The organism is Planosporangium mesophilum, assembly GCF_016863255.1.
Lineage (GTDB): Bacteria > Actinomycetota > Actinomycetes > Mycobacteriales > Micromonosporaceae > Planosporangium > Planosporangium mesophilum.
Genome location: NZ_BOON01000032.1, coordinates 11,917 through 37,894 on the forward strand (window position 1 = coordinate 11,917; position 25,978 = coordinate 37,894).

A 25,978-nucleotide genomic window follows, 5' to 3' on the forward strand; every position below is an offset into this window, starting at 1 on the left:
GCGTAGAGACACAGGGGTATCCCGTTCGGTCGGTTACGACAGCGGCCAGTTGACGGTTCGGGATGCGGAGGCGAGTGGGGGCGGCCCCTCGGCAGACTCCCGTTCCCTGTGCGCCGACCGGGGGATCAGCGGCTCAGGAGGAAGGGAGGACTCGTACGTCCACAGTAGATGGCCGACGGTCGTCAGGCTGTCGACGTCGCCCAGCTTCGCGAAGGTCTGCTCCGCCGCGGCCAGCAGGTCGACCGCCAACTGGCCCTGCCCGTCGCGCCGGTAGGCGTCGGCCAACGCCACAGCCACGTCGGCTTCGATCCAACGGTCCCCGCATCGGCGGAAGGTGCCGCGGCTCTCCTCCAGGACCGGTATCGCCTTGTCGACCTTCCCCTCGGCGAGGTACGCGCGTCCGAGCGCGAGCCGGGCGTGCCCGCAGCCGTACCGGTGCCGCAGCGCGGTGAACCCCTCCAGCGCCGACAGGCTGAGCCGCCGGCTCTGGTCGTGCAGGGTGAGCCGCCGACCGGGGTCGGCGTGGCCCCAGCTCAGCAGGAGCCGGGCATGCTCGAGCCGGATCCAGGGCCGCCAGAGCTGCTGGCCGATGTCCGGATCGGCGGTGAGCCTCTCGGCCTCGGACAGGGCGGCGCTCGCCGGGGCGAACGCCGTACGGGCATGCAGCACCTTGGCGCCGGCCAGGAGCACCCCCGGCAGGTGCCGGGTGCCCGGCGTGCCCCCGTCCGCGCACAGCTGGCGGGCCTGCTCGGCGTATCGCGTCCCCTCTTCGGGCACGCTGCTCAGAGCCAGCGCCGACGCGAGTTCTCGCAGCACGCGAACCTGCTCCATCCGGTCGTCGGCACCCTCGGCGTACCGGAGGGCCTCCAGCAGATCGGTGGTGGCCTCCGCGACCAGGCGGTGTCGTTGGCGCAGGGTTCCCGAGACCCGCAGGGCCCGCGCCAATACGTGCGGCGAGCTCCAGCCCCACTCCTTGGCCTCGTCCACGCACGTCATGCCCTCGTCGATCCAGCCGAGTTCGGCGTACAGCTCAGCGAGTGCGGCGAGCGTCAGGCCCACCTCGACGCCGGCCGTCGCGTCCTCGTGTTCGGCCAGCGTCGACGCTCGCTCCCTGGCCAGTGCCAGGGACTCCCGGGCGGTGGTCAACGCATCGTCGAGCCTGCCGGAGTCCAGGTACCGGTAGACGGTCTCGCGCAGCGCGTCCTCGGCCCGGCGTTCGGCCCGTCGCCGTCGGTCGTAGTCGAGCGCCCACCGGGCGCCGTCGCGCTGGCCGGGCGTCAGCATCCGGGCCGAGTGGGTACCGGCGTACGCGTGGACGTACACCGGCACCCGGAACATCAGCAGGCCGGAGCTGTCGTCCACCCGCCGCTCGGCGAAGCGCGCCCGCGCGAGCCGGTCGAGCAGGCGGCCCGCCTCGGCCGGCGTGACGCCGGTGGATTCCGGGAAAGCGCCCTCGAACAGCGCGGCGAGCATCCAGGGCTCGACCCGACGGTCGTCGAGGAGACCGAGCAGGACCAGGGCACTCCGCTCCTGCTCGGTCAGGAGCGCGAAGGCGAGGTCGAGAACGCCGGCGAAGGGAGCCAGGCCGCCGCGCCGCCCGCCTCCGTCCCCCTCCCTCATCCGTCGCACCGCGATCTCCAGGGTCCAGTTCTTGCGTACCGCGAGGACGGTGCCGGCCATGTGAACGGCTATCGGGTACCCGGCTGCGGCGGTCACGATCCGCGACGCGTACCTCGGCTCGGCCGCCACCCGTCCTCCTCCGAGCAGCCTGTCGAGCAGCCGCGTGGCGGCCTCGGGCGGCAGCGGCCCCAGCGCCACGTCGAGCTGCCGTTGCCGTACCCGCAATGGAGTTGTCGAGGTCACGATGGCGACGCACTCCGGGCCGGCAGGCAGCAGCGGCCCGATTCGGGTGACGTCGCTGAGGTTGTCGAGAATGACGAGGATGCGCTTGTCGCGGGTACGGTCGCGGTACCACCGCTCGCGCTCCGACGCCTCCGGCGCCTCGTCCCTCGGACCCTTGAGCGCCGTCACGAACAGTTCGAGCGGATCCTCCGCGAGACCGTCGCCGCGCGCGTCGAACCGGACGAGTAGCTGGCCGTCCGGAAAAGCATCGGCCACCAGGTGTGCCACCTTTGTCACGAAAGCCGTCTTACCGATTCCCGGCTCGCCGTGCACCACGATCAGTCGAGGCCCGTCGTCGGCGTCGGGCCGGTACAGGTGATCCAGCACCCGCTCGATGTCGGCGTCCCGGCCCTCCAGTAGGCCGGGCGGTGGTGGCAGTTCGGCCGGTACGACGCGCTGCCGGCGAGGGCTGCCGAACGTGCGCCGAAGGCCGCCGGGCACTTCCGACACGGCCGGAGCCAGACGTTCACTCCGTACCACCGTCAGCACGGCGTACATCACAAGCGCACCGGAAATGCTCGCGAGGACGATGGCAAAACGCGGAGTCACGACGCCGAGAAAAAGCAGGGGAACGACGAAGAAGAGGAGAGGGATCAATGACGCCGGCTTCCACCCGGAAAGGGTACGCATCTGCACTCCTCGTGGCTGGATCACCACATCATGCAGCGGCCACGCAACCACAAGCCAGGGCATTGGTACCTTTGGATGAGTAATCGGTACGTCGTCCAGCGGCACCTAAGCCGATCAATTGATGGAGTTGGCACCAACGGCCGCTGGCGCTGTACCGACTGTCACCCGCGCGACAGGCTTTTCAGGTCATGATGGGGAAGATCCCGGCCGCGCTCCGGCCGGTCGCCGCCTCGATGAAGTCCACCGGCGGCGCCGTCTCCGCGAGAACCGCCGCGGTGTGCGCCAGGCCGGCGGCGGGCACTTCCGGCGGCGCGCCGAGCGCCTGCTGGAGGTCCAGCAGGTGGACGGTCGCCTCCACGATGCCGATGCTGACCGCCTCGTCGAGGCGGAGCATGGCGTGGCCGAAGTAGTCGATCACGACCGGGCCGAGTCGCCGGGCGGTTGCGATCGCCGTCGGGCCGACGGTGGCGAACGTTTCGATCATCTGAGCCGTGCTGTAGGCGGCCGCATCCTCGCGCGCCCCGGCCGCGACCTTGTCCGCACGGGATGTGGCGAGACCGTCCGGGCGGTTGAACTCCCGCAGCAGCGCGGCGGCGGTGTGATGCGTGGGATCGACGTCGCGGACCTGGCCGACCAGCATCGAGAATCCGAAGACCCATCCGCCGAGGTGCGCGTAGAGGCTGCGCACGTCCCAGTCGCCGAGGCGGGTCGGTCGGGCCCACTGCTCGTCGGTCATCGACCGGCCGTGTTCCTTCCAGGCCGACCAGAGTTCATCGAGTGTCGTGAGTCGATCCTCGATCGCCATGCCCGGAGTGTACTGACTGCGTGTGTCCCTATTCGGGTTCACACCGGCTCCTCTTGACTGGCCCCAGCCGGGGCCGGTTCTTGGTTGCCGTCCGGGCGCCTGCCGTTCCTTGACGGCGGGTCTTCTCCCGGTTCCGATCCAGGGCCCCAACCCCTGTTCAGGGTCTTGGTGGTGCAGGGTGGCGGTCGGCTCTTTCCCGCTGCATGCGGGTGCAGACACGGTACGTGTGTCAGGCGTCCGCAGGTTGCGGCGGTGAAGCAGATGGTCCGACTGCTGGTGCCGGTGCCCAGCGGGCGAGGTTGACCGCCGCGTTGACGTCGCGGTCGAGGACCAGCCCGCAGCCACAGGCGAACACCCGGTCGGTGAGGCTGAGGTTGGCCTTGACGGTGCCGCAGCCGGAGCAGGTCTTGCTCGAAGGGAACCACCGGTCGGCTTCAACGAGGTCGAGACCGTACCAGGCGGCCTTGTAGGTGAGCAGTCGCCGCAGATCACCGAGTCCGGCGTCGGCGACGTACCGGGCCAGCCACCTTAGCCGGCTCATGCCGGCGATGTTGAGGTCTTCGACGATGAGCCGGGTGAGCGTGGTCGCCAGTTGGTGCGACAGCTGATGGGCGAGGTTGTTGCGCAGGTGCGCGACCCGGGCATGGACCTTCCCGAGCCGCGCGGCTGCTTTGCAACGGCCTGCCGAGCCTTGCTTGGTTCTCGCGTAGGTCTTGTTCGCTCGCCGCAGTGCAGCCTGTGCGCGCTGCAGTGCTTTCACCCCCTCCACCGCGTGCAGCACACGCCCGTCGGCGTCGGCCACCACGGCGAGCGCCTTCACCCCGACGTCCAGACCTGCCGGCACCGGGTGGCGCCCGGCGGGCGAGCGACGTTGGGGGTGAAACGGCGCCGCCAGCCCGATCAACGCGACTATCCACCGACCGCGCTCGAACCGGATACTCGCCGCGTACAGGTGCAGCCGTCCCGCCTCCAGCATCCGGCGCAGCTTCTTGGTGCAGCCGTGCACGCGAACGTCTCCGAACGTGGGCAGCCGAAGGCTCTTCGAACCGGCGACCCTAATCTGCTGGGCCTTACCGGGCATGGCCCGGTTGCGCAGTCGAAACGACGGCACCGACTTGTGCTTGGGCTTGAACCTGGGGAATCCGGTCGTCTTGCCGGCCCGTTTCCCGCTGCGGGAGTCGGAGAAGTTGGCCAGCGCCTGGGCGGCGTTGACGGATGCGCACTCGAACACGTCGGAGGACACCTCGCCGCGCCATGCCAGGCCGCGGCTGCCGTCGGCGTTGGTCGGGCTGGTTGCCAGGTGCCCGTTTTTCCAGGCGTTGAACTCGTTGATGAACGAGAATTTGCTCCACGGCAGGCACGGCGTGAGGTCCGCCTCGGCAACGCCATAGGTGCGCTCGGCGGCGCGTTGATCGAGGTTGGCCTTCACCCGCGCGAGATGGTGGTTGAACGCGAACCGGCCGCCCCGGCGTGGGCCAGCAGCTGCCGGGACTGGTCGCAGGTCGGGTCGAGAGCGAACTTGAACGCCACCTCACGCGTCAAGGGCATACCGGTGTGCGAGCGCAGTGGCTCGGTACGCGCCTGGCGTCTGGGCATGGGCCGGATGGTGCCAGCGGGCACCGACAAAAACATTCAGCCTGTGGCGAGCGCCCGCAACACGGTCGCCACGCACGCGACCTGTAGCCACCCGGTCGCCGAGGCGGTCGTGTTCTCGAACGACTTCGCCAACCGTCGCGACCGGCCCAGCCTGCCGTGGGCCACCTCCACCCGCTAGGCGTACGCGATCGGCCGGAACACCGGCGACTTGTCCGGCCACCCGACCCGGCGCACCTCAACCTGGTGCGCCCGGGTGATCTCTCGGGCCGCGCGCTCTGTGGTGCCCCGGTCAACCAGGACCAGTTCGAGCCGGTCGGCCGCCCCGACCGCGGCGAGCTAGCCGAGCAGCTGTGCGGTCGCGTCGTTTTCGTGGGTGGACGCAGGCACCACCACGGCGCCCACCGGAAGTCCGGTCACGTCCACCGCGACCACACGCTTGGCCCCCAGCGTCCGCCCGTACGGGCCGCCCCGGTCGTGGAACGTCGCGCCCCCGTTGGAGGATCCGCGCGCTAGGTGACTGTCGACGACCACCATCGACGGAATCTCCTCTGTACGACCGGCGGCACGTCGAGCCGCCTTGTGCAGCACGGCCAGCAGCCGCGCCCAAGTTCCGTTGCGTGACCAGCGCCGAAACTGCGACCACACCCGTGTCCAGGGACCGAACGACTCCGGCAGGTAGCGCCACTGGCAACCGGTATGTGCCACGTACGGCATCCCGTCAACCACCGGCCGCAGGTCGTCCTTGAACTTCCGGCCACGCTTCCCTGGCGACTGTAGAACGGGCTTGAGCAGGTCCCACTGGGCATCGGTCAAGTCAGTCGCGTACGGCACTAACACCCAGTTCGGCAGCCGGGCGTGCGACTTGAGGAATAGGGACACACTCAGTGAGAGAGCGCCGGCGCCGTCGGGGCCCCCGCGGCCGCGTCGCAGCATCACTGTGCCCGCAGCATCACTGTGCCCGCAGCGTCCGGCTGCGACCGCGGAACTCGGCCACCACCTCGTCGCCGCGCCGCACGGTGATGTCGTAGATGCCGCTGCGGCCCTGGCGCACCCGCTCGACCGCCTCGGCGACCAAGACGTCCCCCACCCGTACCGGTGCCAGGAAGTCGATCTCGGCCTGGGCGGCCACGGTCACCGAGCCCGGGTAGTTGCAGGCGCAGGCGAACGCGCTGTCGGCGAAGAGGAAGACGTATCCGCCGTGGGCGATGCCGTGTCCATTGATCATGGTCTCGGTCACCGTCATGCGCAGCACGGCCCGGCCCGGCGCAAGGTCGACGGGCTCGATGCCGAGGGCGGCGGACGCCCGGTCCGCCGCCAGCATCGCCGCCGCGCCACCGTCCTGCCCGGTCGCCACCATGGCCGCCTCCCGTCGCCGCAACGCCCCGGCGTCGATCTCGAACCGGATGGGGCCGAGGCTAACAGCGTTTCTACGCGCACCGACCTCCGTCCGCGGACCGGGTCCGACCTAAGGTGGTCGGCGTGACAGAGACCGTGCTCGGCTTCGTCGACCGGCACGTACGTGGTTAGGCGCGGCTGCGGTACAGATCCCGCAGCAGCAGCACCTCGGCGCCGTGGTGCAGCACCTCGCGGTTGATGTGCAGCACGAGCGCCGCCAGCGAATGCTCGGCGTACGGACCCTCGGCGGGCCCGCAGGGCCGGGCCAGCCCGTCGGCGCCGAGGCCCCGCACGCCGTCGCGCCACGCCGCGTACACCGTGTCGAGCTGAGCCAGCGCCTCGGCCGCGGTCCCGGCGTACGGGAAGGTCTCGTAGTTCATGGCCGGTGCGTCGAAGTGCGAGGCCGCGCGCATTCCCAGCACCCCGACGATGATGTGGCCGAGCCGCCACGCGATCGTCGTCACCGGCGCCGGCTGCGGTTCGGGCATCGCGAAGTCGATGGTGAAGTCCCCGCCGCCGGCGGCGATCGGGGCGGTGCTGGTGCCGCGCGGACGGACGTTCCAGCAGCCGCCGACCGGCTCCCAGAGGTACTCGTCGTCGGTGAGGCCGTCCAGCCGCGGCCGCAGGAAGTTCTGCCAGTGCCAGTCGAGCTGCTCGACCAGCTCGGAGTTCCAGTCGATAGTCATGTCCACGACCCTAGGACGCATTGAGGACAGTATCGGTCCGCAATCGATGGCAGACCGGCGTGGAGTTCGAGGTCCTCGAGCCGCCGGAGCTGGCCGAGCACGTCCGTTCAATGGCCGGACGGCTCGGCCGCGTGGCCGGTCAGGCGGCCACCTGACTTGTCGGGCTCTGGTCGAACTGGGTCCGGTACAGCTCCTCGTACCGCCCGCCGGCGGCGAGCAGGTCCGCGTGGGTGCCGCGCTCCACGATCCGGCCATCCTCGACCACCAGGATCTGGTCCGCGGCGCGGATGGTGGACAGCCGGTGTGCGATCACGACGGCGGTCCGCCCGGCCAGCGCCTCGCCCAGCGCCTCCTGGACGGCCGCCTCCGACGTCGAGTCCAGATGTGCGGTGGCCTCGTCGAGGATCACCACCCGTGGCCGCGCCAGCAGCAACCGCGCGATCGTCAGGCGCTGGCGCTCGCCCCCGGAGAGCCGGTACCCGCGCTCCCCGACGACGGTGTCCAGCCCGTCGGGCAGCGTCGCGACGAGGTCGGCGAGCCTGGCCCGGCTCAGCACCTCCCACAGCTCCTCGTCGGTCGCCTGCGGCCGTGCCAGCAGCAGGTTCGACCGGATCGACTCGTGGAACAGGTGCCCGTCCTGGGTGACCATGCCGAGCGTGTCGCGGATCGAGTCGGCCGTCAGGTCCCGTACGTCCACGTCGGACAGGCGTACCGCGCCGCCGCCGACGTCGTACAGGCGCGGCATGAGCTGCGCGATCGTCGACTTCCCGGCGCCCGACGACCCGACCAGGGCCACCATCTGTCCGGGCTCCACCCGGAACGACAGACCGTGCAGGACCTGCTCGCCGCCGCGGGTGTCGAGGTTGGCGACCTCCTCCAGGGACGCGAGCGACACCTTGTCCGCAGACGGGTACGCGAAGTCGACCCGGTCGAACTCGACCGCGACCGGCCCCTCGGGCACCCGCTGGGCCTGCGGCTTCTCCTCGATCAGCGGCTTGAGGTCGAGGATCTCGAAGACCCGCTCGAAGCTCACCAGCGCGCTCATCACCTCGACCCGCGCGCTCGCCAGGGCAGTCAGCGGCGCGTACAGCCGGGTGAGCAGCAGGGCGAGGGCGACGAGGGCGCCCGGCTGCAGTTGTCCGCGCAGCGCGTAGAGGCCGCCGAGGCCGTACACGAGCGCCAGGGCGAGGGCCGATACCAGCGTCAGCGCGGTGACGAAGACCCACTGCACCATCGCGGTACGGACGCCGATGTCGCGTACCCGCCGGGCCCGCGCCGCGAACTCCGCCGACTCCTCGGCGGGGCGGCCGAAGAGCTTCACCAGCGTCGCCCCGGGCGCCGAGAACCGCTCCGTCATCTGAGTGCTCATCGACGCGTTGTGGGTGGCCGCCTCGCGCTCCAGCCGGGCCAGCCGGCCGCCCATCCGCCGCGCCGGCAGCACGAACACCGGCAGCATGAGCAGCGCGAGCAGCGTGATCTGCCAGGAGATCCCGATCATCACGACCAGCGTGAGCACCAGCGCCACGATGTTGCCCACCACCCCGGAGAGGGTGTCGCTGAACGCCCGCTGCGCGCCGATGACGTCGTTGTTGAGCCGGCTGACGAGGGCGCCGGTACGGGTACGGGTGAAGAACGCGACCGGCATGCGCTGTACGTGATCGAACACGGCGGTACGCAGGTCGAGGATCAGCCCCTCGCCGATGCGCGCCGACAGCGACCGGTTGAGCAGCCCCAGGCCGGCCTCGACCACGGCGATGACCGCGATGAGCACCGCGAGCATCACGACGACGTTGGCCGCCGCGCGGTGGACGATCGCGTCGACGATCCGGCCCGCCAGGACCGGAGTGGCGACGGCCAGCACCGCCGTCACGACGCTGAGCAGGAGGAACCAGGCCAGTTGCCGTCGGTGCGGGCGGGCGAACCCGCCGATGCGGCGGAGCGTCTGCCGGGAGAACGGGCGCCGGTCCTCCTGAGCGTTCATCGCGTGGTACAGCGAGTTCCATGCCGTGACTTCCATGTCCATCGCATACCCCCGCGGTTCCGGCCGACCATCCTCGTTGACCGTAGAACCTCAACCGAGGTCGAGGTCAAGCGGTTGTCGGGTACCGCCGGACGAACTCGACGATCACCTCGCCGAGCCGCTGCCCGGCATCCTCCTGCAGGAAGTGACCCGCGCCCGCGATGACCGGATGCTCGACGCCGGCGGCGCCGGGTACGGTGCGCTGGAGTACCGGGGCCATCGCGCCGGTGATCGGGTCGCCGTCGCTGAAGGCCACCAGGAAAGGTCTGTCCCAGGTGGACAGTTGCTGCCAGGCGGCGCGGTTCGCCGGCGTCGCGGGATCGTCGGGTGAGGTCGGCACCAGATTGGGCATCACGCGCACCGCGGCCAGGTAGCTCTCGTCCGGGAACGGCGCGTCGTAGGCGGCGAGCACCTCCTCGGGCGGGTCGGTCTGGCAGCCCGCCTGAACCAGTCGCGACACCTGCAGTGTCGGCGCCGAGCGGACCACGTCCCGAAACCGGTGCCAGATCTCCGGCATCGGCTGGTCCCCGGTGGGCAGTCCGGTGTTGGCCGCCACCACCCGGGCGAACCGGTCCGGGTGCTCGGCCACCAGCCGCAGCCCGATCAGGCCGCCCCAGTCCTGCCCGACCACGGTCACGTCGCGCAGGTCCAGGGCGTCGAAGGCGAAGGACCGTACCCACTCCACGTGCCGGGCGTAGCTGTGGGCCTCCTGCTCCGCCGGCTTGTCCGACCGGCCGAACCCGATGAGGTCCGGGGCGATCGCGCGCAGCCCGGCCGCGGCGAGCACCGGCATGACCGTGCGGTACAGGAACGACCAACTCGGCTCGCCGTGCAGCAGGAGGACCGGCTCGCCGTCGGACGGCCCGTCCTCCACATAGGCCATCCGGACGCCGTCGACGTCCGCGTACCGCGGTGGGTAGGCGAAGTCCGGCAGGTCGGTGAAGCGGTCCTCGGGCGTGCGTAGTACTCGCATCGGATCATGTTGCCACGAATGGGGCAGGCGGCTGACGCATATTCTCCCGCGCAGCGGGCACGGACCCCTTCTGCCGTCGTACGGACGCGGACCGACGCAGGCGCACCGTCCGGAAGGACCGTCATGTACCTGACGCCCCGAGAGTTGGACAAGCTGCAGATCCTGTCCATGGCCCAGATCGCGCAGGCGCGTAAGGCGAAGGGTCTCAAGCTCAACTATCCGGAGGCGGTCTCGATCATCGCCGCGACCGCCCTGGAGGGTGCCCGGGAGGGCAAGACCCTGGAGGAGGTGATGGCGACCGCGCGCACGGCGCTGACCAGGTCGGACGTGATGGAGGGCGTCGCCGACCTCGCGCGGTTCGTCCAGGTCGAGGCGGTCTTCACTGACGGAACCCGCCTCGTCACGGTGCACGGCCCTATTCAGTAGGACGATCCAGTAGCACGGCCCCACCAGTGAGGGTTCGTCATGCCCGAAACACCATCCGAGGCCGTCCCCAAGCTCGGGGAGGCGCCCCACTACGTACCGCCCGGCGGGTACGTCCTCGCCGCCGAGCCGCTGGAGCTCAACGCGGGGCGGGAGGTCGTGACGATCGAGGTCACCAACACCGGGGACCGGCCGGTCCAGGTCGGTTCGCACTTCCACTTCTTCGAGGTCAACCGGGTGCTCGCGTTCGACCGCGAGGCGGCGTTCGGGATGCGGCTGGACATCCCGGCCGCGACCTCCATCCGCTTCGAACCCGGCGACCGGAAGACCGTCGGGCTGGTGCGGTTCGCGGGCCGGCAGCGCGTGTACGGCTTCAACGGCCTGGTGCAGGGCTGGACCGGTACCGGACCGAGGCCCGGGTACCAGCCGCACAAGCCCGAGGCCATCGCCCGCGTCGCGTTCCGCGGGTTCCTCATGGTGCCAGGTGAGGAAGGCACATGAGCCAGATCTCCCGCCGGCAGTATGTCGACCTGTACGGCCCGACCGTCGGTGACAAGATCCGCCTGGGGGACACCGACCTCTACGTCGAGATCGAGCGGGACCTGCGCGTCCTGGGTGACGAGGCGGTGTTCGGTGGTACGAAGACCATCCGCGACGGTATGGCCCAGGACAATCAGACGACCTCGGCGGGCGGCGCCCTCGACCTGGTCATCACGAACGTGACCGTGGTCGACCCGGTCCTCGGGGTGGTCAAGGGGGACGTCGGGGTCAAGGACGGGAAGGTCGTCGGCGTCGGCAAGGCCGGCAACCCCAGCACCATGGAGGGCGTCACGCCCGGTCTGGTGATCGGTACGGCGACCGACGCGATCTCCGGCGAGCACATGATCCTCACCCCGGGCGGGATCGACACCCACGTCCACTACATCTCGCCGCAGCAGGTCCACCACGCGCTCAGCAACGGCGTCACCACGTTCGTGGGCGGCGGGATCGGGCCCACCGACGGCAGCAAGGCCACCACGGTCACCCCCGGGGTGTGGAACATCGAGATGATGCTGCGCGCGGTGGAGGGCCTGCCGGTCAACGTCGGGCTCTTGGGCAAGGGCAACTGCGCCGGCCGGGCGCCGCTGGACGAGCAGGTCATGGCCGGCGCGGCCGGTTTCAAGATCCATGAGGACTGGGGGTCGACCCCGGACGCGATCCGGGCCGCGTTGAGCGCCGCTGACGACTTCGACGTCCAGGTCGCGATCCACACCGACACGATCAATGAGAGCGGGTACGTCGAGGACTCGGTCGCCGCGTTCGAGGGTCGGACCATTCACACGTACCACACCGAGGGCTCCGGTGGCGGGCACGCCCCCGACATCATCAAGGTGGCCGGGGAGCTGAACGTCCTGCCCAGCTCCACGAATCCGACGCTGCCGTACGGCATCAACTCGCAGGCCGAGCTGTACGACATGATCGTCGTCTGCCACAACCTCAACCCGACGATCCCGTCGGACGTGGCGTTCGCGGAGAGCCGGATCCGGGCCGAGACGATCGCCGCCGAGAACGTCCTGCAGGACATCGGGGCGATCTCCATGGTCAGCAGCGACGCGCAGGCCATGGGGCGGGTGGGCGAGAACTGGCTGCGAACGGTACAGACGGCGGACGCCATGAAGGCGGTCCGCGGCAAGCTGCCCGAGGACGCCGAGGGCCACGACAACTTCCGGGTCCTGCGGTACGTGGCGAAGATGACCATCAATCCGGCGCTCACCCAGGGCATCGCTCACGTGCTGGGCTCGATCGAGCCGGGCAAGCTGGCGGACCTGGTGATGTGGGAACCGGCGTTCTTCGGGGCCAAGCCCAGGCGGATCATCAAGGGTGGCCTGATCAACTGGTCGGTGATGGGCGACCCGAACGGTTCGCTGCCCACCCCGCAACCGGTGGTCTACCGGCCGATGTTCGGCTCGTACGGCGAGGCGCTGCCGGAGACCTGCGTGACGTTCGTGTCGCGGGCCGCGTACGACAACGGCGTGGCGCAGCGGCTGGGGCTGCGCCGCCGGGTGCTGCCGGTCTGCGGTACCCGCACGCTGAGCAAACGGGAGATGGTACGCAACGACCGCACCCCCGACATCGACGTCAACCCCGAGACCTACGCGGTGATCGTCGACGGCGAGCACGCCACGGTGCCGCCCGCCCGGTCGATCTCGCTCAACCAGCTCTACTTCTTCAGTTGATGCCTGTCGAGTCCGATGCTCATCGAAGCCGTCATCGGCAACCTGGACGAACCGGGCCGGTTCGCGCAGCTCGACGCGGTGAAGGTCGACACGCTCGTGCTCGACCGGTGGGAGGCGCAGAAGCACCGGCTGCGCAAGACGACCGAGGGCGGTACCGAGGTCGCGCTCTCGCTGGACCGGGACTGCCGGCTGCGCGACGGCGACATCCTGTACTGGGACCGCGCCGCCGGTACCGCGATCGTGGCCCGGGTGGAACTGGGTGAGGTGATGGTCGTGGACCTGCACCCCACGGATGATTCTGTGAAGACTGCCGTCGAGGTGGGGCACGCGCTGGGCAATCAGCACTGGCCCGCGGTCGTGAAGGGAGCGCGGATCTACGTACCGGTCGCCGTCGACCGGGCGGTGCTGGACTCGGTGATGCGTACCCACGCGTTCCCGGGCGTCAGCTACCGGTTCGCGCCCGGCGCCGAGGTCGTCGCGGACCTGACAGCGGGTGAGGCCCGACAGCTGTTCGGCGGAGCCGACAAGGAAGCGGCAGTCGGCGGCGCGGACCCGCCGCATACCCATTCCGGGTGAGAAATGATCTCTGAGCTTCTGCGCGCACTCCAGTTCGGCGACTCGATGTTCCCGGTCGGCGGGTTCACCTTCTCCAACGGCCTGGAGGCCGCGATCTCCGGACGGGTGGTCCGCGACCCGCCGACGCTCGCCGCGTTCGTCCGGACGGCGACCCGCGCCGCGGCGACGAGCGACGGCGTCGCGCTCCTCGAGGCCCACCGCGGCACCCGAAGCGGCGACCCGTACCGGGCCCGGGCGGCCGACCGGGCGCTCTACGCCCGCAAGCCGAACGAGGAACTGCGCGCCATGACGGTGCGCATGGGGCACAAGCTCGCGCAGGCGGGCGCGCGGATCGTGGGTGGCGGCACGCTCGGCGGGTGGCTGCGCGCGGTCACCGAGGAGGCCACCCCGGGGACGTACCCGGCCGGGCTCGGCGTGCTCTTCGGTGAGCTCGGTGTGCCGGAGGCGCACGCGTTCGCGGTACACCAGCACGGCGTCGCGGTGATGATGCTGGGCGCGGCGCTGCGCCTGATGCCGCTGCACCACCTCGACGGGCAGGCGGTCCTGTACGCCGTCGACGGGTCCGTAGCCGACGACTACCGGTACGCGTCGGGGTTGACCCCGGCCGAGATGTCCGCGTTCACGCCGCAGGTGGACGTGCTGGCGGCCAACCATGTGCGCGCCCACGTCCGGATGTTCATGAGCTGATCGGTGGAGCGATGAAGAAGGCGAGTCGCATCGGGATCGGCGGTCCGGTCGGCAGCGGGAAGACGGCGCTCATCGAGGCACTGGTGCCGCGCCTGGTGGAGCGCGGGCTGAGGATGGTCGTCGTCACCAACGACGTGGTGACCACCGAGGACGCCGCGCACGTACGGCGCACGCTCGACGGCGTCCTGGTACCGGAGCGCATCGTCGGGGTCGAGACGGGCGCCTGCCCCCACACGGCGGTGCGGGAGGACCCGAGCATGAACCTGGCCGCCGTCGAGGAGATGGAGGCTCGCTTCCCCGACACCGATGTCGTTCTGATCGAGAGCGGGGGTGACAACCTCACGCTCACGTTCAGTCCCGCGCTCGTCGACTTCTTCGTGTACGTCATCGACGTCGCCGCCGGCGACAAGATCCCGCGCAAGGACGGACCGGGCATCACCAGGTCGGACCTCCTCGTCGTCAACAAGGTCGACCTCGCGCCGTACGTGGGCGCGGACCTGGGGGTGATGGCGCGGGACGCGGCCACCCTGCGGGGGGACAGGCCGGTCGCCTTCACCAACTGCCGGACCGGGGAGGGGATCGACCGGCTGGTCGCCCTCCTCCGGCGGGACGCCCTCTTCGACCTGCCCGCTTCACCACTGCCCGCTTCACCACTGCCCGCTTCACCACTGCCCGCTTCGGACCGGACGTGAGCACGTGACGGTGTCCGAACTGGCGCCCTATGGCGATGAGCCGGCGCAGATGCCCAGCGGGACGCCGGGCAAGAACGGTTTCCTGCGCCTCGGCTTCGCCCGCCGCGGCGCGCGGACCGCTCTGGTCACGCTCCAACGGCGCGCGCCGCTGCTGGTGCAGCAGGCGCTGTACTGGGACGAGGAGCTACCGGACCTCGCCTGCGTCGTCATCGTCGACACGGCCGGCGGGGTGGTGCAGGGGGACAGGTACGAGGTGGAGACGGAGCTGGCGGCGGGTTGCCGGGCACATGTGACGACCCAGGCCGCCACGAGGATCCAGGAGATGGACGCGAACTACGCGTCGCAGGCCCAGCGCATCGTCCTGCACGACGACGCCTACCTGGAGTACCTCCCCGAGCCGGTCATCCCGTACCGGCACAGCCGGTTTGTCGCCCGGACCAGCGTCTGTCTACCGGAGAGCGCGACCCTGCTGTACGCCGAGATTCTCATGCCCGGGCGCAAGCACTACCGGGGCGGCGAGGTGTTCGCGTACGACCTGTACTCGTCCGGCTTGAGCGTCGACCGGCCCGGTGGCAGGGAGCTCTTCGCCGAGAAATTCCTGGTCGAACCGGCGCGCTCAAGCCCCGCTCGGCCCGGCGTGATGGGCGGCTTCCACGTGCTCGGCAACGTCCTGCTGCTCACCTCGGTCGCCGGTACCGAACGCGTACTCGCGCGGATGCCGGCGGTGGGGGAGCACGCCGACGGGTGGGCGGCCGGTGCGAGCCGGCTGCCCAACGGCGCCGGGCTCAGCTACAAGGTCCTGGGGATGGAGTCGGAGCCGGTACGGGCGACGGTGCGCGAGTTCTGGTCGACCGCCCGGCTCGCCATCATGGGCCGCCCGGCACCGGCCCGGTTCCCGTGGCGGTGAGGGAGACAGTGCGGTGAGGGAGACAGTGCGGTGAGGGAGACAGGAGGCGCTGAACGCGATGGAGATCCGAGAATCGTGGCGGCGTGCGGCCGACCGCCACCCGCTGGCCCGCTTCGTCGACCTGAACCTGCGCGGAGCGTCCCAGGTGTTTCTCCAGAACAATCCGCTGACGGGCCTGATCATCCTCGTCGCCGTGTGCTGGGGCGCGATCGCCGGCCGGGTTCCGCAGGCCGCGATCGGCGCGATTCTCGGGCTGGTGCTCGGCACGGTCACGGCGATGCTGCTCAGGGTGCCGCGCGAGCCCCTCCGTGACGGTCTCTACGGATTCAACCCGCTGCTGACCGGCCTCGCGGTTCCGATCTTCCTGCGACCGACTCCGATGATGTGGGTGTACCTCGTCATCGGCGTCGCGGCCACCACGGTGGTGACGCTGGCGGTGGGCAACGTGCTGCGGACCTGGGACGTACCGCCGCTCACCTTCCCGTTCGTCCTGACGACGTGGCTCCTGCTACTGGGCGCGTACCAGTTCGCCAGGATCACGAGCGGCGCGCTCGGCCCACCGACGCTGCCGCACGGCGTCGACCCGAGGGCCGCCCAGGTACACGTGACCGGAGCCTTCCTGACGCCCAGTCTGCTCAAGGACGTCTCGGAGGTCTTCCTGCTCGCCAACTGGGTCACCGGTGTGCTCATCCTGGTCGCGCTGGCGGTGAACTCGCTCTGGGCGGCAGCCGTCGCCGTCGCGGGCGCCGTGGTCAGTACCCTCGTCGCGCTGGTGTTCGGCACCTCCGGGCAGGCCGTCGCGGTGGGCTTGTACGGGTTCAGCGCGGTCCTGACCGCCGTCGCGCTGGGCTGCGTCTTCTACCGCCCGACCTGGCGGGTAGCGCTGTACACGCTGCTCGGCGTCGTCGTCACGGTCGTCATTCACGCGGCGCTCAACACCGCGCTGTCGCCGCTGGGTATCCCCGCGCTCACCGCGCCGTTCGTCTTCGCGACCTGGCTGTTCCTGCTGCCCAAGCGTGATCTGGCGCCGACGACGCACCGTGAACTGCCCGAACACGACATCGTCGACCCCCGCGTCGTCGACGAGCGCCGGGGACGACCATCCTAAGTGTACGGTCAGGGCCTCGGCACGTTCCTGATGTTGGCGCGCGCCATGTCCAGGGCGGCGTCGACGTCCCCGGAGAGAACGATCTTGCTGAAGGCCAGCCCGAACCCCTTGACCTGCTCGGCGGTGATCTTCGGCGGCATGGAGAGGGCGTTCGGGTCGGTGACCACGTCGACGAGGGCCGGGCCGGGGGTGGCCAGAGCCTCGCGTAGCCCGTCGCGTACGTCGCCGGGGTCCTCGATCCGGATGCCGGTCGCGCCGGCAGCCCTCGCGATCGCGGCGAAGTCGGGGTTCGTCAGCCTGGTCTGGTACGGCTGCAGGCCGGAGACGAGCATCTCGAGCTCGACCATGCCCCACGAGCCGTTGTCGAACAGCGCGATCTTCACCGGCAGGTCGTACTGGAGCAGGGTGAGGAAGTCGCCCATCAGCATCGTGAACCCGCCGTCGCCGCTCATCGAGATGACCTGCCGGTGGCGGTCGGTCAGTTGCGCTCCGATGGCGTGGGGCAGGGCGTTGGCCATGGTGCCGTGGTTGAACGAGCCGATGATGCGGCGGGCCCGGCGCGGGTAGATGTGGCGGGCGGCCCAGACCGTACACATTCCGGTGTCGACGGTGAAGACAGCGTCGTCGTCGGCGAGTTCGTCGAGGGCGCCGGCCACCTGCTCCGGGTGGATCGGCCGGCGACCGTCCACGCCCCGGGTGTACACGTTGACCCGGTCCACCAGCTGCCGGTTGCGGCGCAGCATCCGGTCCAGGAACGAGCGGTCGTTCTTCTCCGCGACCCGGGGCAGCAGCGCGGCGAGCGTCTCCCTGACGTCGCCCCAGACGCCGAGGTCCAGGCGCGAGCGGCGGCCCAGCCGCTCCCGTGCCAGGTCGACCTGCACGATCCTCGGCTCGGTCGGCATGAACTGCACGTACGGGAAGTCCGTGCCCAGCAGCACGAGCAGGTCGCACCCGTACATGGCGTCGTGGCAGGCGCCGTATCCGAGCAGCCCGCTCATCCCGACGTCGTACGGGTTGTCGGCCTGGATCCACTCCTTGCCGCGCAGCGAGTGCCCGACGGGGGCCTTGAGCTTCTCGGCGAGGGCGAGCACCTCGTCGCGGGCGCCGGCAACCCCCCGGCCGCAGAACAGCGTCACGCGCCGGGCCCGGTCGACCAGGCCGGCGAACTCGTCGAGCACCTCCTCGGACGGGCGCGCCGCCGGCCGCTGGGCGAGCCGGTACGTGTGCTCCAGGTACTCGCCGCTGGCCTCCTTGCCGGCAATGTCTCCGGGCATCGCGACGACGGAGACGCCCCCCCGGCCGATGCTCTCCTGTACCGCGATCTGGGCGACCCGCGGCACCTGCTCGGTGTGGGTCACGACTCCGCAGTAGTAGCTGCAGTCCGCGAACAGCAGGGTCGGGTTCGTCTCCTGGAAGTACCCGGTGCCGAGCTCCGTGCTGGGGATGTGCGAGGCCAGGGCGATGACCGGCGCCATGCTCCGGTGCGCGTCGTACAGGCCGTTGACGAGATGGACGTGGCCGGGGCCGGCACTCCCGGCGCAGCAGCCGAGCCCGGTGGTGATCTGGGCCTCCGCCGCGGCCGCGAACGCGCCGGTCTCCTCGTGACGGACCGAGATCCAGTCGATGCCGGAGTGCCGGCGAACCGAGTCGACGACGGGGTTGAGGCTGTCACCCACGACCCCGTACATCCTGCGTACGCCCGCGGCGAGCAGAATCTCGATGAACTGGTCGGCTACGGTGCGTCTGGCCATGACGACCACCCTCGGTTGCTCGTCTCCGCACCCTTCCCGGCGCGATCTCATGTAACCCCGGCCGGGCGGCCTGGTCTGCGGCCCCTTGGTTATGAAGATCTCTCGCGTGTTGGCTTCACCCGACGGGGCCCAGATAGACCCAGGCGCCGGCGTCACGTACGAAGCGGCTGCGCTCGTGCTGTACACCCCGATGTCCATGCACGCTGTAGTGGGCGCGGAACTCGACGGTTCCTTCGGTGTCCAGGAGTCCGCCGCCGGTCGCGCCGAGGACGTCCAGTCGTGACCATCGCTGCTGCACGTCGAGCCGGATGCGGGGCGGTCTGGTTGTCGGATGCCAGGTCCGGAGCAGGTACGCCGCATCGTTGACGGCGAACGCGCTGAAGCGGGAGCGCATGAGCGACTCCGCCGTGGGCGCGGTGGCCTGCCCCCGGTGGAAGCGTCCGCAGCAGTCACCGTAGGGCTGGCCGAGGCCGCAAGGACACGGGGCGGTTGGTGTCGTATCGGTTGCTGCCCTACGGGGCGGGGTGCGTCTGGCCACTCCTCATTGTGACCAACCGGGTGCCGCTGTTTCGGGCCGGCTCATGAAACTGTTTCGGGCCGGCTCATGAAACGCGCCCGAGCGTGAGGTACGCGAAGCCCATGACGTCGCGGTGGCCGCGCAGCCAGATGTTGCGCTGCGCGTCGAGCTTGGCCCGCAGTTCGTCGGCCTCGGGATGGTCGCCGTGGGACAGCAGCCACTCCTCCACGTCGGCCACCATCCCGGATTCGAACTCCTCCCCATTCGCCACGGGTGGCGGTCTCGATCCGCAGGGGCCGGAACCCGGCGGCACCCGGTCGGACGACTCCCGTGCGGCCGCGTTGGTGCGTCCCCGCGCCACATCAGGACCGTGGATCTCGACTCCGACGCCGCGCGCGCCCGGGCAGGCGGCCAAGATGCGCAGCAGCAGTTCACCCCAGCCGCAGCCGAGGTCGATCACTGTAGACGGCTTCAGGGCGGCCAGATCAGCGACGAGCCGATCCGCCCGTTCAGCCGGAAGGGGCGCCGCGAAGTCGAGGCGGGAACCCGTACCAAGAGTGGGTGCATCAGTCACCGGCCGGACCCTAGTAACCGGCGTCGATCATGGCTAATGGTTTTGGGTGAACTCAGACCGCGGCAAGCGCCTTGTTGATGTTCCACTCGGCCAGGCCGAGCATCCAATCACGATCCGGGAAGTCGGTGTCCGCGATGCGCAGCGGGCCTTCGATCAGCGAAAGCACCTGCGCGTACTGGTAGAGCGCCAGCCGGTCGGCGTCCAGGTCGACCGGCCGCAGCGCCGGGTACGCGTCGCCGAAGCGCATCTGCAGCCACGCGTGGTCCCACTCGACGTCGAAGTGGGTCAACCCCTCAAAGTCGATCATCACGGGCTCGCCGCCCGGCGTGACCAGCACGTGGTCCGGGCCGAGTTCGCCGTGCACCAGCCCGTATGTTGCCCGCGGCGTGATCGCGGCGCCAAGGTCTCGGACGTGCGCGACGATCCGGTGGTACGCATCGGCCAACCGGGCGTCGCGGGCCGCCGCTGCGTCGAGGTGGCTCAGTGCTCGGTTCACGATGATGTCCTCGGTGCGTCGAGTCTGGGATGCCTCGCCGCGAGCGATGAGCGCGAGCTTGCCGTAGTGCGGGCCGGTCGCGGTGAGCATTCGGCGCAAGGTGTCGCCGAGCGCGGACAGCGGCGCGGCGGCCGCGACCGGGTCGCGCTCCATCAACGCCTCCAGCCGCAGCGCGCCGGCGTCCTCCACCAGCGCGATGTCCGCGCCGAGGTACCGGCCGTCGCGGTCCAGCATGAACAGTCGCGGGATACGCACGCCTGCGGCAGTAAGCGCCGCATGGCTCACAGCGAAGAGTTCCGCACCGCAGGCGTCGGTGAAGGGGTCGTCCGTGACCGTAGGCGACGGTGGCCAGTAGTTTTCGCCCGCCGCCCACACGTACAGAATCGCGGTAGTCGCGTCGTCGAGCCTGAGCCGATAGACGCCCTTCTTGGTGCCGCCGGTGAGTCGATCCAGCGCGGTGAGCCGCCGGTCAGCGCCGAACTGCTCGGCCACGAAGTCGTGCAAGTCACCCGGCTGCAGGAATACACGGGTCATGATCGCCTCCCCGTCATTTCGATCCCCGACATGCTGCCCGGCGGGGTGGAGTCCGGCAATCAAGTTGGGCTGATCTACCTCTGCCTAGGGGGTCACCGTAAACCCACCCACAGAAAGCCGACGAGTAGCACAGACGTTCGAGAGAACTGTCGTACCCGCGCTCTATTTTGGACGCGTGGATGAGCGGTTGGCCGGGCTGAGCCGGGTGCTCAAGGAGCACCTGGAGTCGGTGCCGTTCATCTGCTCGCCGTCGGCGGTGGTCGAGCAGTTGGACCAGGTGCACGTCATCGTCCAGCAGGTGGCGGCGTTGCAGCTGGCGCTGGTCCGGCAGGCCGACGCGCTCGGCGTCGCCGCCGTTCAGGGTGCGACGAGCACGGTGGCGTGGCTGGCCGACCGGTACCGGGTGCGTCCGGGTACCGCCACCGCCCAGGTCGGGCTGGCGCGGGTGCTGGATGCGGATTGCCCGGTCACCGCGGCGGCGCTGGCCGAGGGTCGGGTGAATGTCGAGCAGGCGCGGGTGATCGCCGATGCGGTGGCCGCCGTGCCGGTGGAGTTCCGGGAGCGGGCGGACAAGCGGCTGGCCGGGGACGCGGCCGAGTTCGGGCCGAAGCAGTTGAAGGCCCTGGGCGGGCGGATCCTGGAGATGGTCGCGCCGGAGGAGGCCGAGGCCCGCGAGCTGGCGGCGCTGGAGCGCGCCGAGGAGCGGGCGTATGTCGGGCGGGAGTTGCGGCTGTCGGACGTGGCGGGTGAGGCGCGGGTGCGGGTGACCGGCTGGCTGGACCGGGCGGCCGCCGCGGTCGTGACCGCGGCGCTGGATCCGCTGTGCGCGCCGCGTGGTGGCGGGGCCGGGGACGTGCGGACGCCGGGGCAGCGGCGCGCCGACGCCTTGGTCGAGGTGTGCCGGCTGGCTGCGGCGTGTACCGAGCTGCCCGCCAACGGCGGCGACCGGCCCCAGGTGGTGATCACCGTCGGCTTCGACACCCTGCGCGACCGGCTGGGCTCGGCGATGCTCGACGACGGCCACCTGGTGTCGGCGACGGCGGCCCGGCGGCTGGCCTGCGACGCGGCGCTCCTGCCGGCGGTCCTCGGCAGCGACAGCCAGGTCCTCGACGTCGGCCGCCAGCAGCGGCTGTTCACCGCCTCGTTGCGCCGGGCCCTCGTGCTGCGGGACCAGGGCTGCGCGTTCCCGGGATGCGATCGTCCGGCCCGCTGGTGCGACGGACATCATGTGATGCACTGGGCAGACGGCGGAACGACGGCGCTCGACAACGCGGTCCTACTCTGTGGGCATCACCATCGGCTCATCCACCACGGCGACTGGCGGGTGCGGATCAACCCCGGCGACGGGTTCCCCGACTTCATCCCGCCCGCCTACCTCGACCCCGAGCAGAAACCCCGGCGCAACCGCTACCACCGACGCGAGTGAGCAGCGAACCGGCGCCGGCCACGCGGGTCCAGACCAGGCGCCCGGCGATACCGCACGGCCGAGCGGCATCACTGTCGCGAAAACGCTCTGATTGGCCGTAATGCTCTGTGTCGCTAACGCTCTGTGTCGCTAACGCTCTGTGTCCGTAACGCTCTGATTGGCCATAACCGACCGGCCAATGTGGACCGCTGAAGCGGGAGCGCATGAGTGACTCCGCCGTCGGTGCCGTGGCCTGCCCCCGGTGAAGAGGCCCACAGCACTCACCGTAGGGCTGGCCGAGCCCGCAGGGGCAGGGTGAGGTCGGGTCTGCTGCTGCCGTCCGAGGTGGGGTGCGTCTGGCCACTCCTCACTGTGACCGGTCGGCCCTCTCCTCCTGAGGGGATGGGTGCGCGGCACCGGCCTCGTGCTCCGGACCATCCTCCTCGGGCACCCGCGGTGGCCGGATCATAGGCTCGCAGGTATGGCGAGGTACTACGACGTACACCCGGACAACCCGCAGGCCCGTTCTATTCGGCAGGTCGTCGAACTGGTCCGAGGCGGCGGGTTGATCGCGTACCCCACGGATTCGTGCTTCGCGCTGGGATGCCAGCTGGGCAACCGGGAGGGGCGGGACCGGATCCGGGAAATCCGCCACCTCGACGAACGGCACCATTTCACGCTGGTATGCCGAGACTTCGCTCAGCTCGGCCAGTTCGTCCAGGTCAGCAACTCGGCGTTCCGATTGGTCAAGGCGTGCACTCCGGGCAGCTACACGTTCATTCTTCCGGCCACCCCGGAGGTGCCGCGCCGGCTGCTGCATCCCAAGAAGCGCACGGTGGGGGTACGCGTCCCCGGGCATCCGGTCGCGCAGGCGCTGTTGGCCGAACTCGGCGAGCCGTTGCTGTCGAGCACCCTGCTGCTGCCCGGCGAGGACGAGCCGATGACTCAGGGGTGGGAAATCAAGGAGCGACTGGATCACCTCGTTGACGCGGTGATCGACGCGGGCGACTGTGGAACGGAGCCGACGACCGTGGTGGATCTGTCGCAACCCGAGCCCGAGATTTTGCGCCGGGGAGCCGGCGATCCGTCGCGCTTCGAGTAACCGTGGCGCGCGGTCACCGGGAGGCTCGACCCGAGGCACGAGTCGAGCCACCCGGCGAGTCACGACCGAGCGACCGTCACGACCGAGCGACCGTCACGACCGAGCGACCGTCACGACCGAGCGACCATCACCACTGGGTGGCGACGTACGTCGTCTCCAGGTACTCCTCGATGCCCTCGTAGCCACCCTCGCGGCCGAGCCCGGACTCCTTGACCCCGCCGAACGGAGCGGCCGGGTCGGAGACCAGGCCACGGTTGAGGCCGACCATGCCGACCTCCAGCCGTTCGGAGATCCGCAGGCCCCGGGCGAGGTCGCCGGTGTACACGTACCCCGACAGCCCCATGTCCGTGCCGTTGGCCAGCCGCACCGCCTCGTCGGAGTCGGCGACCGGGATGATCGGCGCCACCGGACCGAAGATCTCCTGCGTGGCGACCGGGGCGTCCCGCGGGACGTCGGTGAGGACGGTCGCGGGGTAGAAGAAGCCCGGCCCGTCGGGGCGTACGCCGCCGAGGCGCACCTTCGCCCCGGCCGCGATCGAGTCCTCGACCCGCTGGGCGATGCCGTCCAGTTGCTTGGCGTTGATCACCGGGCCGAGCTGGGTGTCCTCGTCGGTACCGGGGCCCATCCGCAGCGCGCCCATCGCCTCGGCGAGCTTGTCGGCGAACGCCGCCGCGACGCCCTCCTGGACGAAGAACCGGTTCGCGGCCGTGCAGGCCTGCCCACCGTTGCGCATCTTGGCCAGCAGCGCGCCCTCCACCGCGGCGTCGAGGTCGGCGTCGTCGAGCACGATGAACGGCGCGTTGCCGCCGAGCTCCATCGAGGCGTTGACGATCCGGTCGGCCGCCTGCCGGAGCAGGATGCGACCCACGCCGGTGGAGCCGGTGAACGACAGCTTGCGTACCCGGCTGTCGGCCAGCGCCCACTCCACGACCTCGGCGGGCCGGTCGGTGGTCAGGATGTTGACCACGCCGTCCGGTACCCCCGCCTCGGCCAGCAGCTTGCCCACCATCAGTGCGGTCAGCGGGGTGTCCTCGGCCGGCTTGAGCAGCACGGTGCAGCCGGCGGCCAGGGCCGGGGCGATCTTGCGGGTGGCCATCGCGGCCGGGAAGTTCCACGGCGTCAGCAGCAGCGCCACCCCGACCGGCCGCTTGAAGGTGAGGATCCGGTTGGCGCCCGACGGCGCCGTCCGCAGCTCGCCGCCGATGCGTACGGCCTCTTCGGAGAACCAGCGGAAGAACTCCGCCGCGTACGTGACCTCGCCGCGGGCGTCGGTCAGCGACTTGCCCATCTCCAGCGACATCAGGTACGCGAGGTCCTCACGCCGCGCGATCATCAGCTCGTACATCCGGCGCAGCGTCTCGGCACGCTCGCGGGGTGCGGTGGCGGCCCAGCCGGGCAGGGCCGCCGAGGCAGCCTCGACCGCCCGGGCCACGTCGCCCTGACCCGCGCGCGGAACCCGAGCGATCTCGTCGCCGGTCGACGGGTTGAGGACGGCGAAGTCGCCCTGCTCCCCAGCGGTCCAGGCACCGCCGACCAGCAGGTCGGTCGGCACACCCGCGGGCAACACGCCGCTCATGCGGCCGCCTTCGACGTTGCCGCCTCCAGGGCCGCAGAAAGGATGTCGAGTCCCTCGTTGAGCAGATCGTCGCCGATCACCAGCGGCGGCAGGAAGCGCAGCACGTTGCCGAAGGTACCAGCGGTCAGCGTCACCAGGCCCTCCCGGTGGCAGGCGGCCGAGATCGCAGCGGTCAGCGCGGCGTTCGGCTCCTTCGACCCGCCACCCTTCACCAGTTCGACCGCGATCATCGCGCCACGACCCCGGACGTCGCCGATGACGTCGTACGTGGCGGCCAGCTCCTTGAGCCGCGACATCATGACCGACTCGATCCGCTTCGCGGCGCCGATGAGGTCGTCGGCGCGCATCGTCTCGATCGCGGCCAGAGCCGCGGCGCAGGCGACCGGGTTGCCGCCGTACGTACCGCCCAACCCGCCGGCGTGCACGGCGTCCATCAGGTCGGCGCGGCCGGTGACCGCCGCCAGCGGCAGGCCGCCGGCGATACCCTTCGCCGTGGTGATCAGGTCGGGGACGACACCCTCATGGGTACTGGCGAACCAGTCGCCGGTACGGCAGAAGCCGGACTGGATCTCGTCGGCGATGAACACGATGCCGTGCTCGCGGCACCAGTCGGCCACCGCGCGCAGGAAGCCCGGCGCCGGGACGATGAAGCCGCCCTCGCCCTGGATCGGCTCGACGATGACGGCCGCCACGTTGGACTCACCCACCTGCGCGTGCACCTGCTCGACGAAGGCCGCGAACGCCTCCTCGGCGCAGTTCTCCGGACCGGTCGGCCAGCGGTACGGGTACGCCATCGGCATCCGGTAGATGTCACCGGCGAACGGGCCGAAGCCGTGCTTGTACGGCATGGACTTGGCGGTCAGCGCCATCGTCAGGTTGGTCCGCCCGTGGTACGCGTGGTCGAACGCGATCACGGCGCTCCGGCCGGTGGCGTGGCGCGCGATCTTGATTGCGTTCTCCACCGCCTCGGAGCCGGAGTTGAACAGCGCGGAGCGCTTCTCGTGCGTACCCGGGGTCAGCTCGTTGAGCGCCTCGCAGACCGCCAGGTACTCCTCGTACGGGGTGACCATGAAGCAGGTGTGCGTGAAGTCGGCGACCTGTTCCCGTACCGCGTCCACCACCCGCGGCGCGGCGTTGCCGACGGAGGTCACCGCGATGCCGGACCCGAAGTCGATGAGCTGGTTGCCGTCGACGTCGACGAGCACGCCCCCGCCCGCCCGCTCGATGTAGACCGGCAGGGTGGTGCCGACGCCGGCCGACACCGCCGCGCTCTTGCGGGCGTGCAGTTCCCGCGAACGGGGGCCGGGGATCTCGGTACGTAGCAGGCGGTGCTGGGGAACGGTACTCACTTCACTGTCTCCATTGGACGGGCTTCCGTGATCATGGAGCCTTGGTGTCGCCATGGGG

The 25,978-nt window shown here is 70.4% G+C and carries 28 protein-coding genes; 12 read left to right on the forward strand and 16 right to left on the reverse strand.

Annotated features, from left to right (window positions below):
- Window positions 1-33 precede the first annotated feature (33 nt).
- The 4 genes from Pme01_RS17075 to Pme01_RS17090 all read right to left on the reverse strand — a co-directional run bounded on the left by Pme01_RS17075 (window position 34) and on the right by Pme01_RS17090 (window position 4,933).
- On the reverse strand, window positions 34-2,352 hold the full coding sequence (locus Pme01_RS17075) for an ATP-binding protein (RefSeq protein WP_168116014.1): 2,319 nt from the start codon (window positions 2,350-2,352) through the stop codon (window positions 34-36).
- A gap of 361 nt (window positions 2,353-2,713) precedes the next feature.
- A complete protein-coding gene (locus Pme01_RS17080) occupies window positions 2,714-3,337 on the reverse strand; it encodes a maleylpyruvate isomerase family mycothiol-dependent enzyme (protein ID WP_168116015.1) in 624 nt (207 codons plus the stop codon).
- Between the two features lie 229 nt (window positions 3,338-3,566).
- Complete coding sequence (locus Pme01_RS17085; RefSeq protein WP_168116016.1) at window positions 3,567-4,766, reverse strand: RNA-guided endonuclease TnpB family protein; 1,200 nt, start codon at window positions 4,764-4,766, stop codon at window positions 3,567-3,569.
- The gene (locus Pme01_RS17090) at window positions 4,763-4,933 is read right to left on the reverse strand and encodes a hypothetical protein (RefSeq protein WP_168116017.1); all 171 of its coding nucleotides are present in this window, start codon (window positions 4,931-4,933) and stop codon (window positions 4,763-4,765) included. The genes Pme01_RS17085 and Pme01_RS17090 overlap by 4 nt, the downstream gene beginning before the upstream one ends.
- Before the next feature lie 43 nt (window positions 4,934-4,976).
- On the opposite strand from Pme01_RS17090, the gene Pme01_RS31545 reads away from it, so the two are divergent.
- Window positions 4,977-5,111 carry a hypothetical protein gene (locus Pme01_RS31545; protein WP_275408537.1) on the forward strand — a complete coding sequence of 45 codons (135 nt, stop codon included), beginning with the start codon at window positions 4,977-4,979 and terminating at the stop codon, window positions 5,109-5,111.
- A 158-nt stretch (window positions 5,112-5,269) separates the two neighbouring features.
- Here the strand turns inward: Pme01_RS31545 and Pme01_RS17095 are convergent, their stop codons facing one another.
- The 3 genes from Pme01_RS17095 to Pme01_RS17105 form a co-directional block, all read right to left on the reverse strand.
- Window positions 5,270-5,746, reverse strand: coding sequence for an IS5 family transposase (locus tag Pme01_RS17095; protein ID WP_168116018.1), 477 nt, complete (start codon window positions 5,744-5,746; stop codon window positions 5,270-5,272).
- 136 nt (window positions 5,747-5,882) lie between these two features.
- Window positions 5,883-6,290 carry a hydroxyphenylacetyl-CoA thioesterase PaaI gene (gene paaI / locus Pme01_RS17100; RefSeq protein ID WP_168116019.1) on the reverse strand — a complete coding sequence of 136 codons (408 nt, stop codon included), beginning with the start codon at window positions 6,288-6,290 and terminating at the stop codon, window positions 5,883-5,885.
- 166 nt (window positions 6,291-6,456) lie between these two features.
- Window positions 6,457-7,014: a DinB family protein gene (locus Pme01_RS17105; RefSeq protein ID WP_203935688.1), complete on the reverse strand. Its 558-nt coding sequence runs from the start codon at window positions 7,012-7,014 to the stop codon at window positions 6,457-6,459.
- Between the two features lie 20 nt (window positions 7,015-7,034).
- Here Pme01_RS17105 and Pme01_RS31550 point away from each other — a divergent pair, with 20 nt between their 5' ends.
- Window positions 7,035-7,169, forward strand: a complete 135-nt coding sequence (locus Pme01_RS31550; protein WP_275408538.1) for a hypothetical protein — start codon at window positions 7,035-7,037, stop codon at window positions 7,167-7,169.
- On the opposite strand, the gene Pme01_RS17110 is transcribed toward Pme01_RS31550, so the two are convergent.
- Both Pme01_RS17110 and Pme01_RS17115 read right to left on the reverse strand, forming a co-directional pair.
- Window positions 7,154-9,037 (reverse strand): ABC transporter ATP-binding protein, encoded by a 1,884-nt coding sequence (locus tag Pme01_RS17110; protein ID WP_168116020.1) that lies wholly within the window; start codon window positions 9,035-9,037, stop codon window positions 7,154-7,156. The genes Pme01_RS31550 and Pme01_RS17110 overlap by 16 nt on opposite strands.
- A gap of 64 nt (window positions 9,038-9,101) precedes the next feature.
- Window positions 9,102-10,007, reverse strand: a complete 906-nt coding sequence (locus Pme01_RS17115) for a haloalkane dehalogenase (protein WP_168116021.1) — start codon at window positions 10,005-10,007, stop codon at window positions 9,102-9,104.
- A 123-nt stretch (window positions 10,008-10,130) separates the two neighbouring features.
- Here Pme01_RS17115 and Pme01_RS17120 point away from each other — a divergent pair, with 123 nt between their 5' ends.
- From Pme01_RS17120 to yut, 8 genes are read left to right on the forward strand one after another with little or no spacing between them, the layout of a single operon-like run.
- Window positions 10,131-10,433, forward strand: a complete 303-nt coding sequence (locus tag Pme01_RS17120) for an urease subunit gamma (RefSeq protein ID WP_168116022.1) — start codon at window positions 10,131-10,133, stop codon at window positions 10,431-10,433.
- A 39-nt stretch (window positions 10,434-10,472) separates the two neighbouring features.
- Window positions 10,473-10,931, forward strand: a complete 459-nt coding sequence (gene ureB / locus Pme01_RS17125) for an urease subunit beta (protein ID WP_168116023.1) — start codon at window positions 10,473-10,475, stop codon at window positions 10,929-10,931.
- Complete coding sequence (locus Pme01_RS17130) at window positions 10,928-12,646, forward strand: urease subunit alpha (protein WP_168116024.1); 1,719 nt, start codon at window positions 10,928-10,930, stop codon at window positions 12,644-12,646. Before ureB ends, Pme01_RS17130 begins: the two co-directional genes overlap by 4 nt.
- A 15-nt stretch (window positions 12,647-12,661) precedes the next feature.
- Window positions 12,662-13,222 (forward strand): urease accessory protein UreE, encoded by a 561-nt coding sequence (locus Pme01_RS17135; protein WP_168116025.1) that lies wholly within the window; start codon window positions 12,662-12,664, stop codon window positions 13,220-13,222.
- Between the two features lie 3 nt (window positions 13,223-13,225).
- Window positions 13,226-13,909: an urease accessory protein UreF gene (locus Pme01_RS17140; protein WP_168116026.1), complete on the forward strand. Its 684-nt coding sequence runs from the start codon at window positions 13,226-13,228 to the stop codon at window positions 13,907-13,909.
- Window positions 13,910-13,920: 11 nt separating this feature from the next.
- On the forward strand, window positions 13,921-14,601 hold the full coding sequence (gene ureG, locus Pme01_RS17145; protein WP_168116027.1) for an urease accessory protein UreG: 681 nt from the start codon (window positions 13,921-13,923) through the stop codon (window positions 14,599-14,601).
- A gap of 4 nt (window positions 14,602-14,605) precedes the next feature.
- Window positions 14,606-15,508: an urease accessory protein UreD gene (locus tag Pme01_RS17150; RefSeq protein ID WP_239088287.1), complete on the forward strand. Its 903-nt coding sequence runs from the start codon at window positions 14,606-14,608 to the stop codon at window positions 15,506-15,508.
- Window positions 15,509-15,566: 58 nt separating this feature from the next.
- Window positions 15,567-16,616, forward strand: a complete 1,050-nt coding sequence (gene yut, locus Pme01_RS17155; RefSeq protein ID WP_168116028.1) for an urea transporter — start codon at window positions 15,567-15,569, stop codon at window positions 16,614-16,616.
- A gap of 8 nt (window positions 16,617-16,624) precedes the next feature.
- Here yut and Pme01_RS17160 read toward each other — a convergent pair whose 3' ends face one another.
- From Pme01_RS17160 to Pme01_RS17175, 4 genes are all read right to left on the reverse strand, one after another.
- Window positions 16,625-18,367 carry a pyruvate dehydrogenase gene (locus Pme01_RS17160; RefSeq protein ID WP_168116029.1) on the reverse strand — a complete coding sequence of 581 codons (1,743 nt, stop codon included), beginning with the start codon at window positions 18,365-18,367 and terminating at the stop codon, window positions 16,625-16,627.
- Between the two features lie 115 nt (window positions 18,368-18,482).
- Window positions 18,483-18,905 (reverse strand): YchJ family protein, encoded by a 423-nt coding sequence (locus Pme01_RS17165; RefSeq protein ID WP_168116030.1) that lies wholly within the window; start codon window positions 18,903-18,905, stop codon window positions 18,483-18,485.
- Window positions 18,906-18,969: 64 nt separating this feature from the next.
- Window positions 18,970-19,458: an SAM-dependent methyltransferase gene (locus tag Pme01_RS17170; protein WP_203935689.1), complete on the reverse strand. Its 489-nt coding sequence runs from the start codon at window positions 19,456-19,458 to the stop codon at window positions 18,970-18,972.
- Window positions 19,459-19,510: 52 nt separating this feature from the next.
- Window positions 19,511-20,488, reverse strand: coding sequence for a phosphotransferase family protein (locus tag Pme01_RS17175; protein ID WP_168116149.1), 978 nt, complete (start codon window positions 20,486-20,488; stop codon window positions 19,511-19,513).
- A 175-nt stretch (window positions 20,489-20,663) separates the two neighbouring features.
- Between Pme01_RS17175 and Pme01_RS17180 the strand changes: the two genes are divergently transcribed.
- Window positions 20,664-21,914 (forward strand): HNH endonuclease signature motif containing protein, encoded by a 1,251-nt coding sequence (locus Pme01_RS17180; RefSeq protein ID WP_168116031.1) that lies wholly within the window; start codon window positions 20,664-20,666, stop codon window positions 21,912-21,914.
- Here Pme01_RS17180 and Pme01_RS31805 read toward each other — a convergent pair.
- Window positions 21,847-22,257, reverse strand: a complete 411-nt coding sequence (locus tag Pme01_RS31805) for an SEC-C metal-binding domain-containing protein (protein ID WP_203935690.1) — start codon at window positions 22,255-22,257, stop codon at window positions 21,847-21,849. The two genes, Pme01_RS17180 and Pme01_RS31805, sit on opposite strands and share 68 nt — an antisense overlap.
- Before the next feature lie 117 nt (window positions 22,258-22,374).
- Here Pme01_RS31805 and Pme01_RS17190 point away from each other — a divergent pair, with 117 nt between their 5' ends.
- Window positions 22,375-22,995, forward strand: a complete 621-nt coding sequence (locus tag Pme01_RS17190; RefSeq protein ID WP_168116032.1) for an L-threonylcarbamoyladenylate synthase — start codon at window positions 22,375-22,377, stop codon at window positions 22,993-22,995.
- A 127-nt stretch (window positions 22,996-23,122) separates the two neighbouring features.
- On the opposite strand, the gene Pme01_RS17195 is transcribed toward Pme01_RS17190, so the two are convergent.
- Both Pme01_RS17195 and gabT read right to left on the reverse strand, forming a co-directional pair.
- Window positions 23,123-24,571 (reverse strand): NAD-dependent succinate-semialdehyde dehydrogenase, encoded by a 1,449-nt coding sequence (locus Pme01_RS17195; RefSeq protein ID WP_168116033.1) that lies wholly within the window; start codon window positions 24,569-24,571, stop codon window positions 23,123-23,125.
- Window positions 24,568-25,920 (reverse strand): 4-aminobutyrate--2-oxoglutarate transaminase, encoded by a 1,353-nt coding sequence (gene gabT, locus Pme01_RS17200; protein ID WP_239088288.1) that lies wholly within the window; start codon window positions 25,918-25,920, stop codon window positions 24,568-24,570. Before gabT ends, Pme01_RS17195 begins: the two co-directional genes overlap by 4 nt.
- Between the last annotated feature and the right edge of the window lie 58 nt (window positions 25,921-25,978).

Bases quoted from the DNA above. Each gene is read 5' to 3' on its own strand.
- Pme01_RS17115 (WP_168116021.1), bottom strand. From the start codon at position 10,007: ATGCGAGTACTACGCACGCCCGAGGACCGCTTCACCGACCTGCCGGAC.
- yut (WP_168116028.1), top strand. From the start codon at position 15,567: ATGGAGATCCGAGAATCGTGGCGGCGTGCGGCCGACCGCCACCCGCTG.
- Pme01_RS17140 (WP_168116026.1), top strand. From the start codon at position 13,226: ATGATCTCTGAGCTTCTGCGCGCACTCCAGTTCGGCGACTCGATGTTC.
- ureG (WP_168116027.1), top strand. From the start codon at position 13,921: ATGAAGAAGGCGAGTCGCATCGGGATCGGCGGTCCGGTCGGCAGCGGG.
- Pme01_RS17135 (WP_168116025.1), top strand. From the start codon at position 12,662: ATGCTCATCGAAGCCGTCATCGGCAACCTGGACGAACCGGGCCGGTTC.
- Pme01_RS17090 (WP_168116017.1), bottom strand. From the start codon at position 4,933: ATGCCCAGACGCCAGGCGCGTACCGAGCCACTGCGCTCGCACACCGGT.
- Pme01_RS17195 (WP_168116033.1), bottom strand. From the start codon at position 24,571: ATGAGCGGCGTGTTGCCCGCGGGTGTGCCGACCGACCTGCTGGTCGGC.
- ureB (WP_168116023.1), top strand. From the start codon at position 10,473: ATGCCCGAAACACCATCCGAGGCCGTCCCCAAGCTCGGGGAGGCGCCC.
- Pme01_RS17110 (WP_168116020.1), bottom strand. From the start codon at position 9,037: ATGGACATGGAAGTCACGGCATGGAACTCGCTGTACCACGCGATGAAC.
- Pme01_RS17190 (WP_168116032.1), top strand. From the start codon at position 22,375: ATGGCGAGGTACTACGACGTACACCCGGACAACCCGCAGGCCCGTTCT.
- Pme01_RS17080 (WP_168116015.1), bottom strand. From the start codon at position 3,337: ATGGCGATCGAGGATCGACTCACGACACTCGATGAACTCTGGTCGGCC.
- Pme01_RS17160 (WP_168116029.1), bottom strand. From the start codon at position 18,367: ATGGCCAGACGCACCGTAGCCGACCAGTTCATCGAGATTCTGCTCGCC.
- Pme01_RS17120 (WP_168116022.1), top strand. From the start codon at position 10,131: ATGTACCTGACGCCCCGAGAGTTGGACAAGCTGCAGATCCTGTCCATG.
- Pme01_RS17130 (WP_168116024.1), top strand. From the start codon at position 10,928: ATGAGCCAGATCTCCCGCCGGCAGTATGTCGACCTGTACGGCCCGACC.
- Pme01_RS17105 (WP_203935688.1), bottom strand. From the start codon at position 7,014: ATGACTATCGACTGGAACTCCGAGCTGGTCGAGCAGCTCGACTGGCAC.
- paaI (WP_168116019.1), bottom strand. From the start codon at position 6,290: ATGGTGGCGACCGGGCAGGACGGTGGCGCGGCGGCGATGCTGGCGGCG.
- Pme01_RS17175 (WP_168116149.1), bottom strand. From the start codon at position 20,488: ATGACCCGTGTATTCCTGCAGCCGGGTGACTTGCACGACTTCGTGGCC.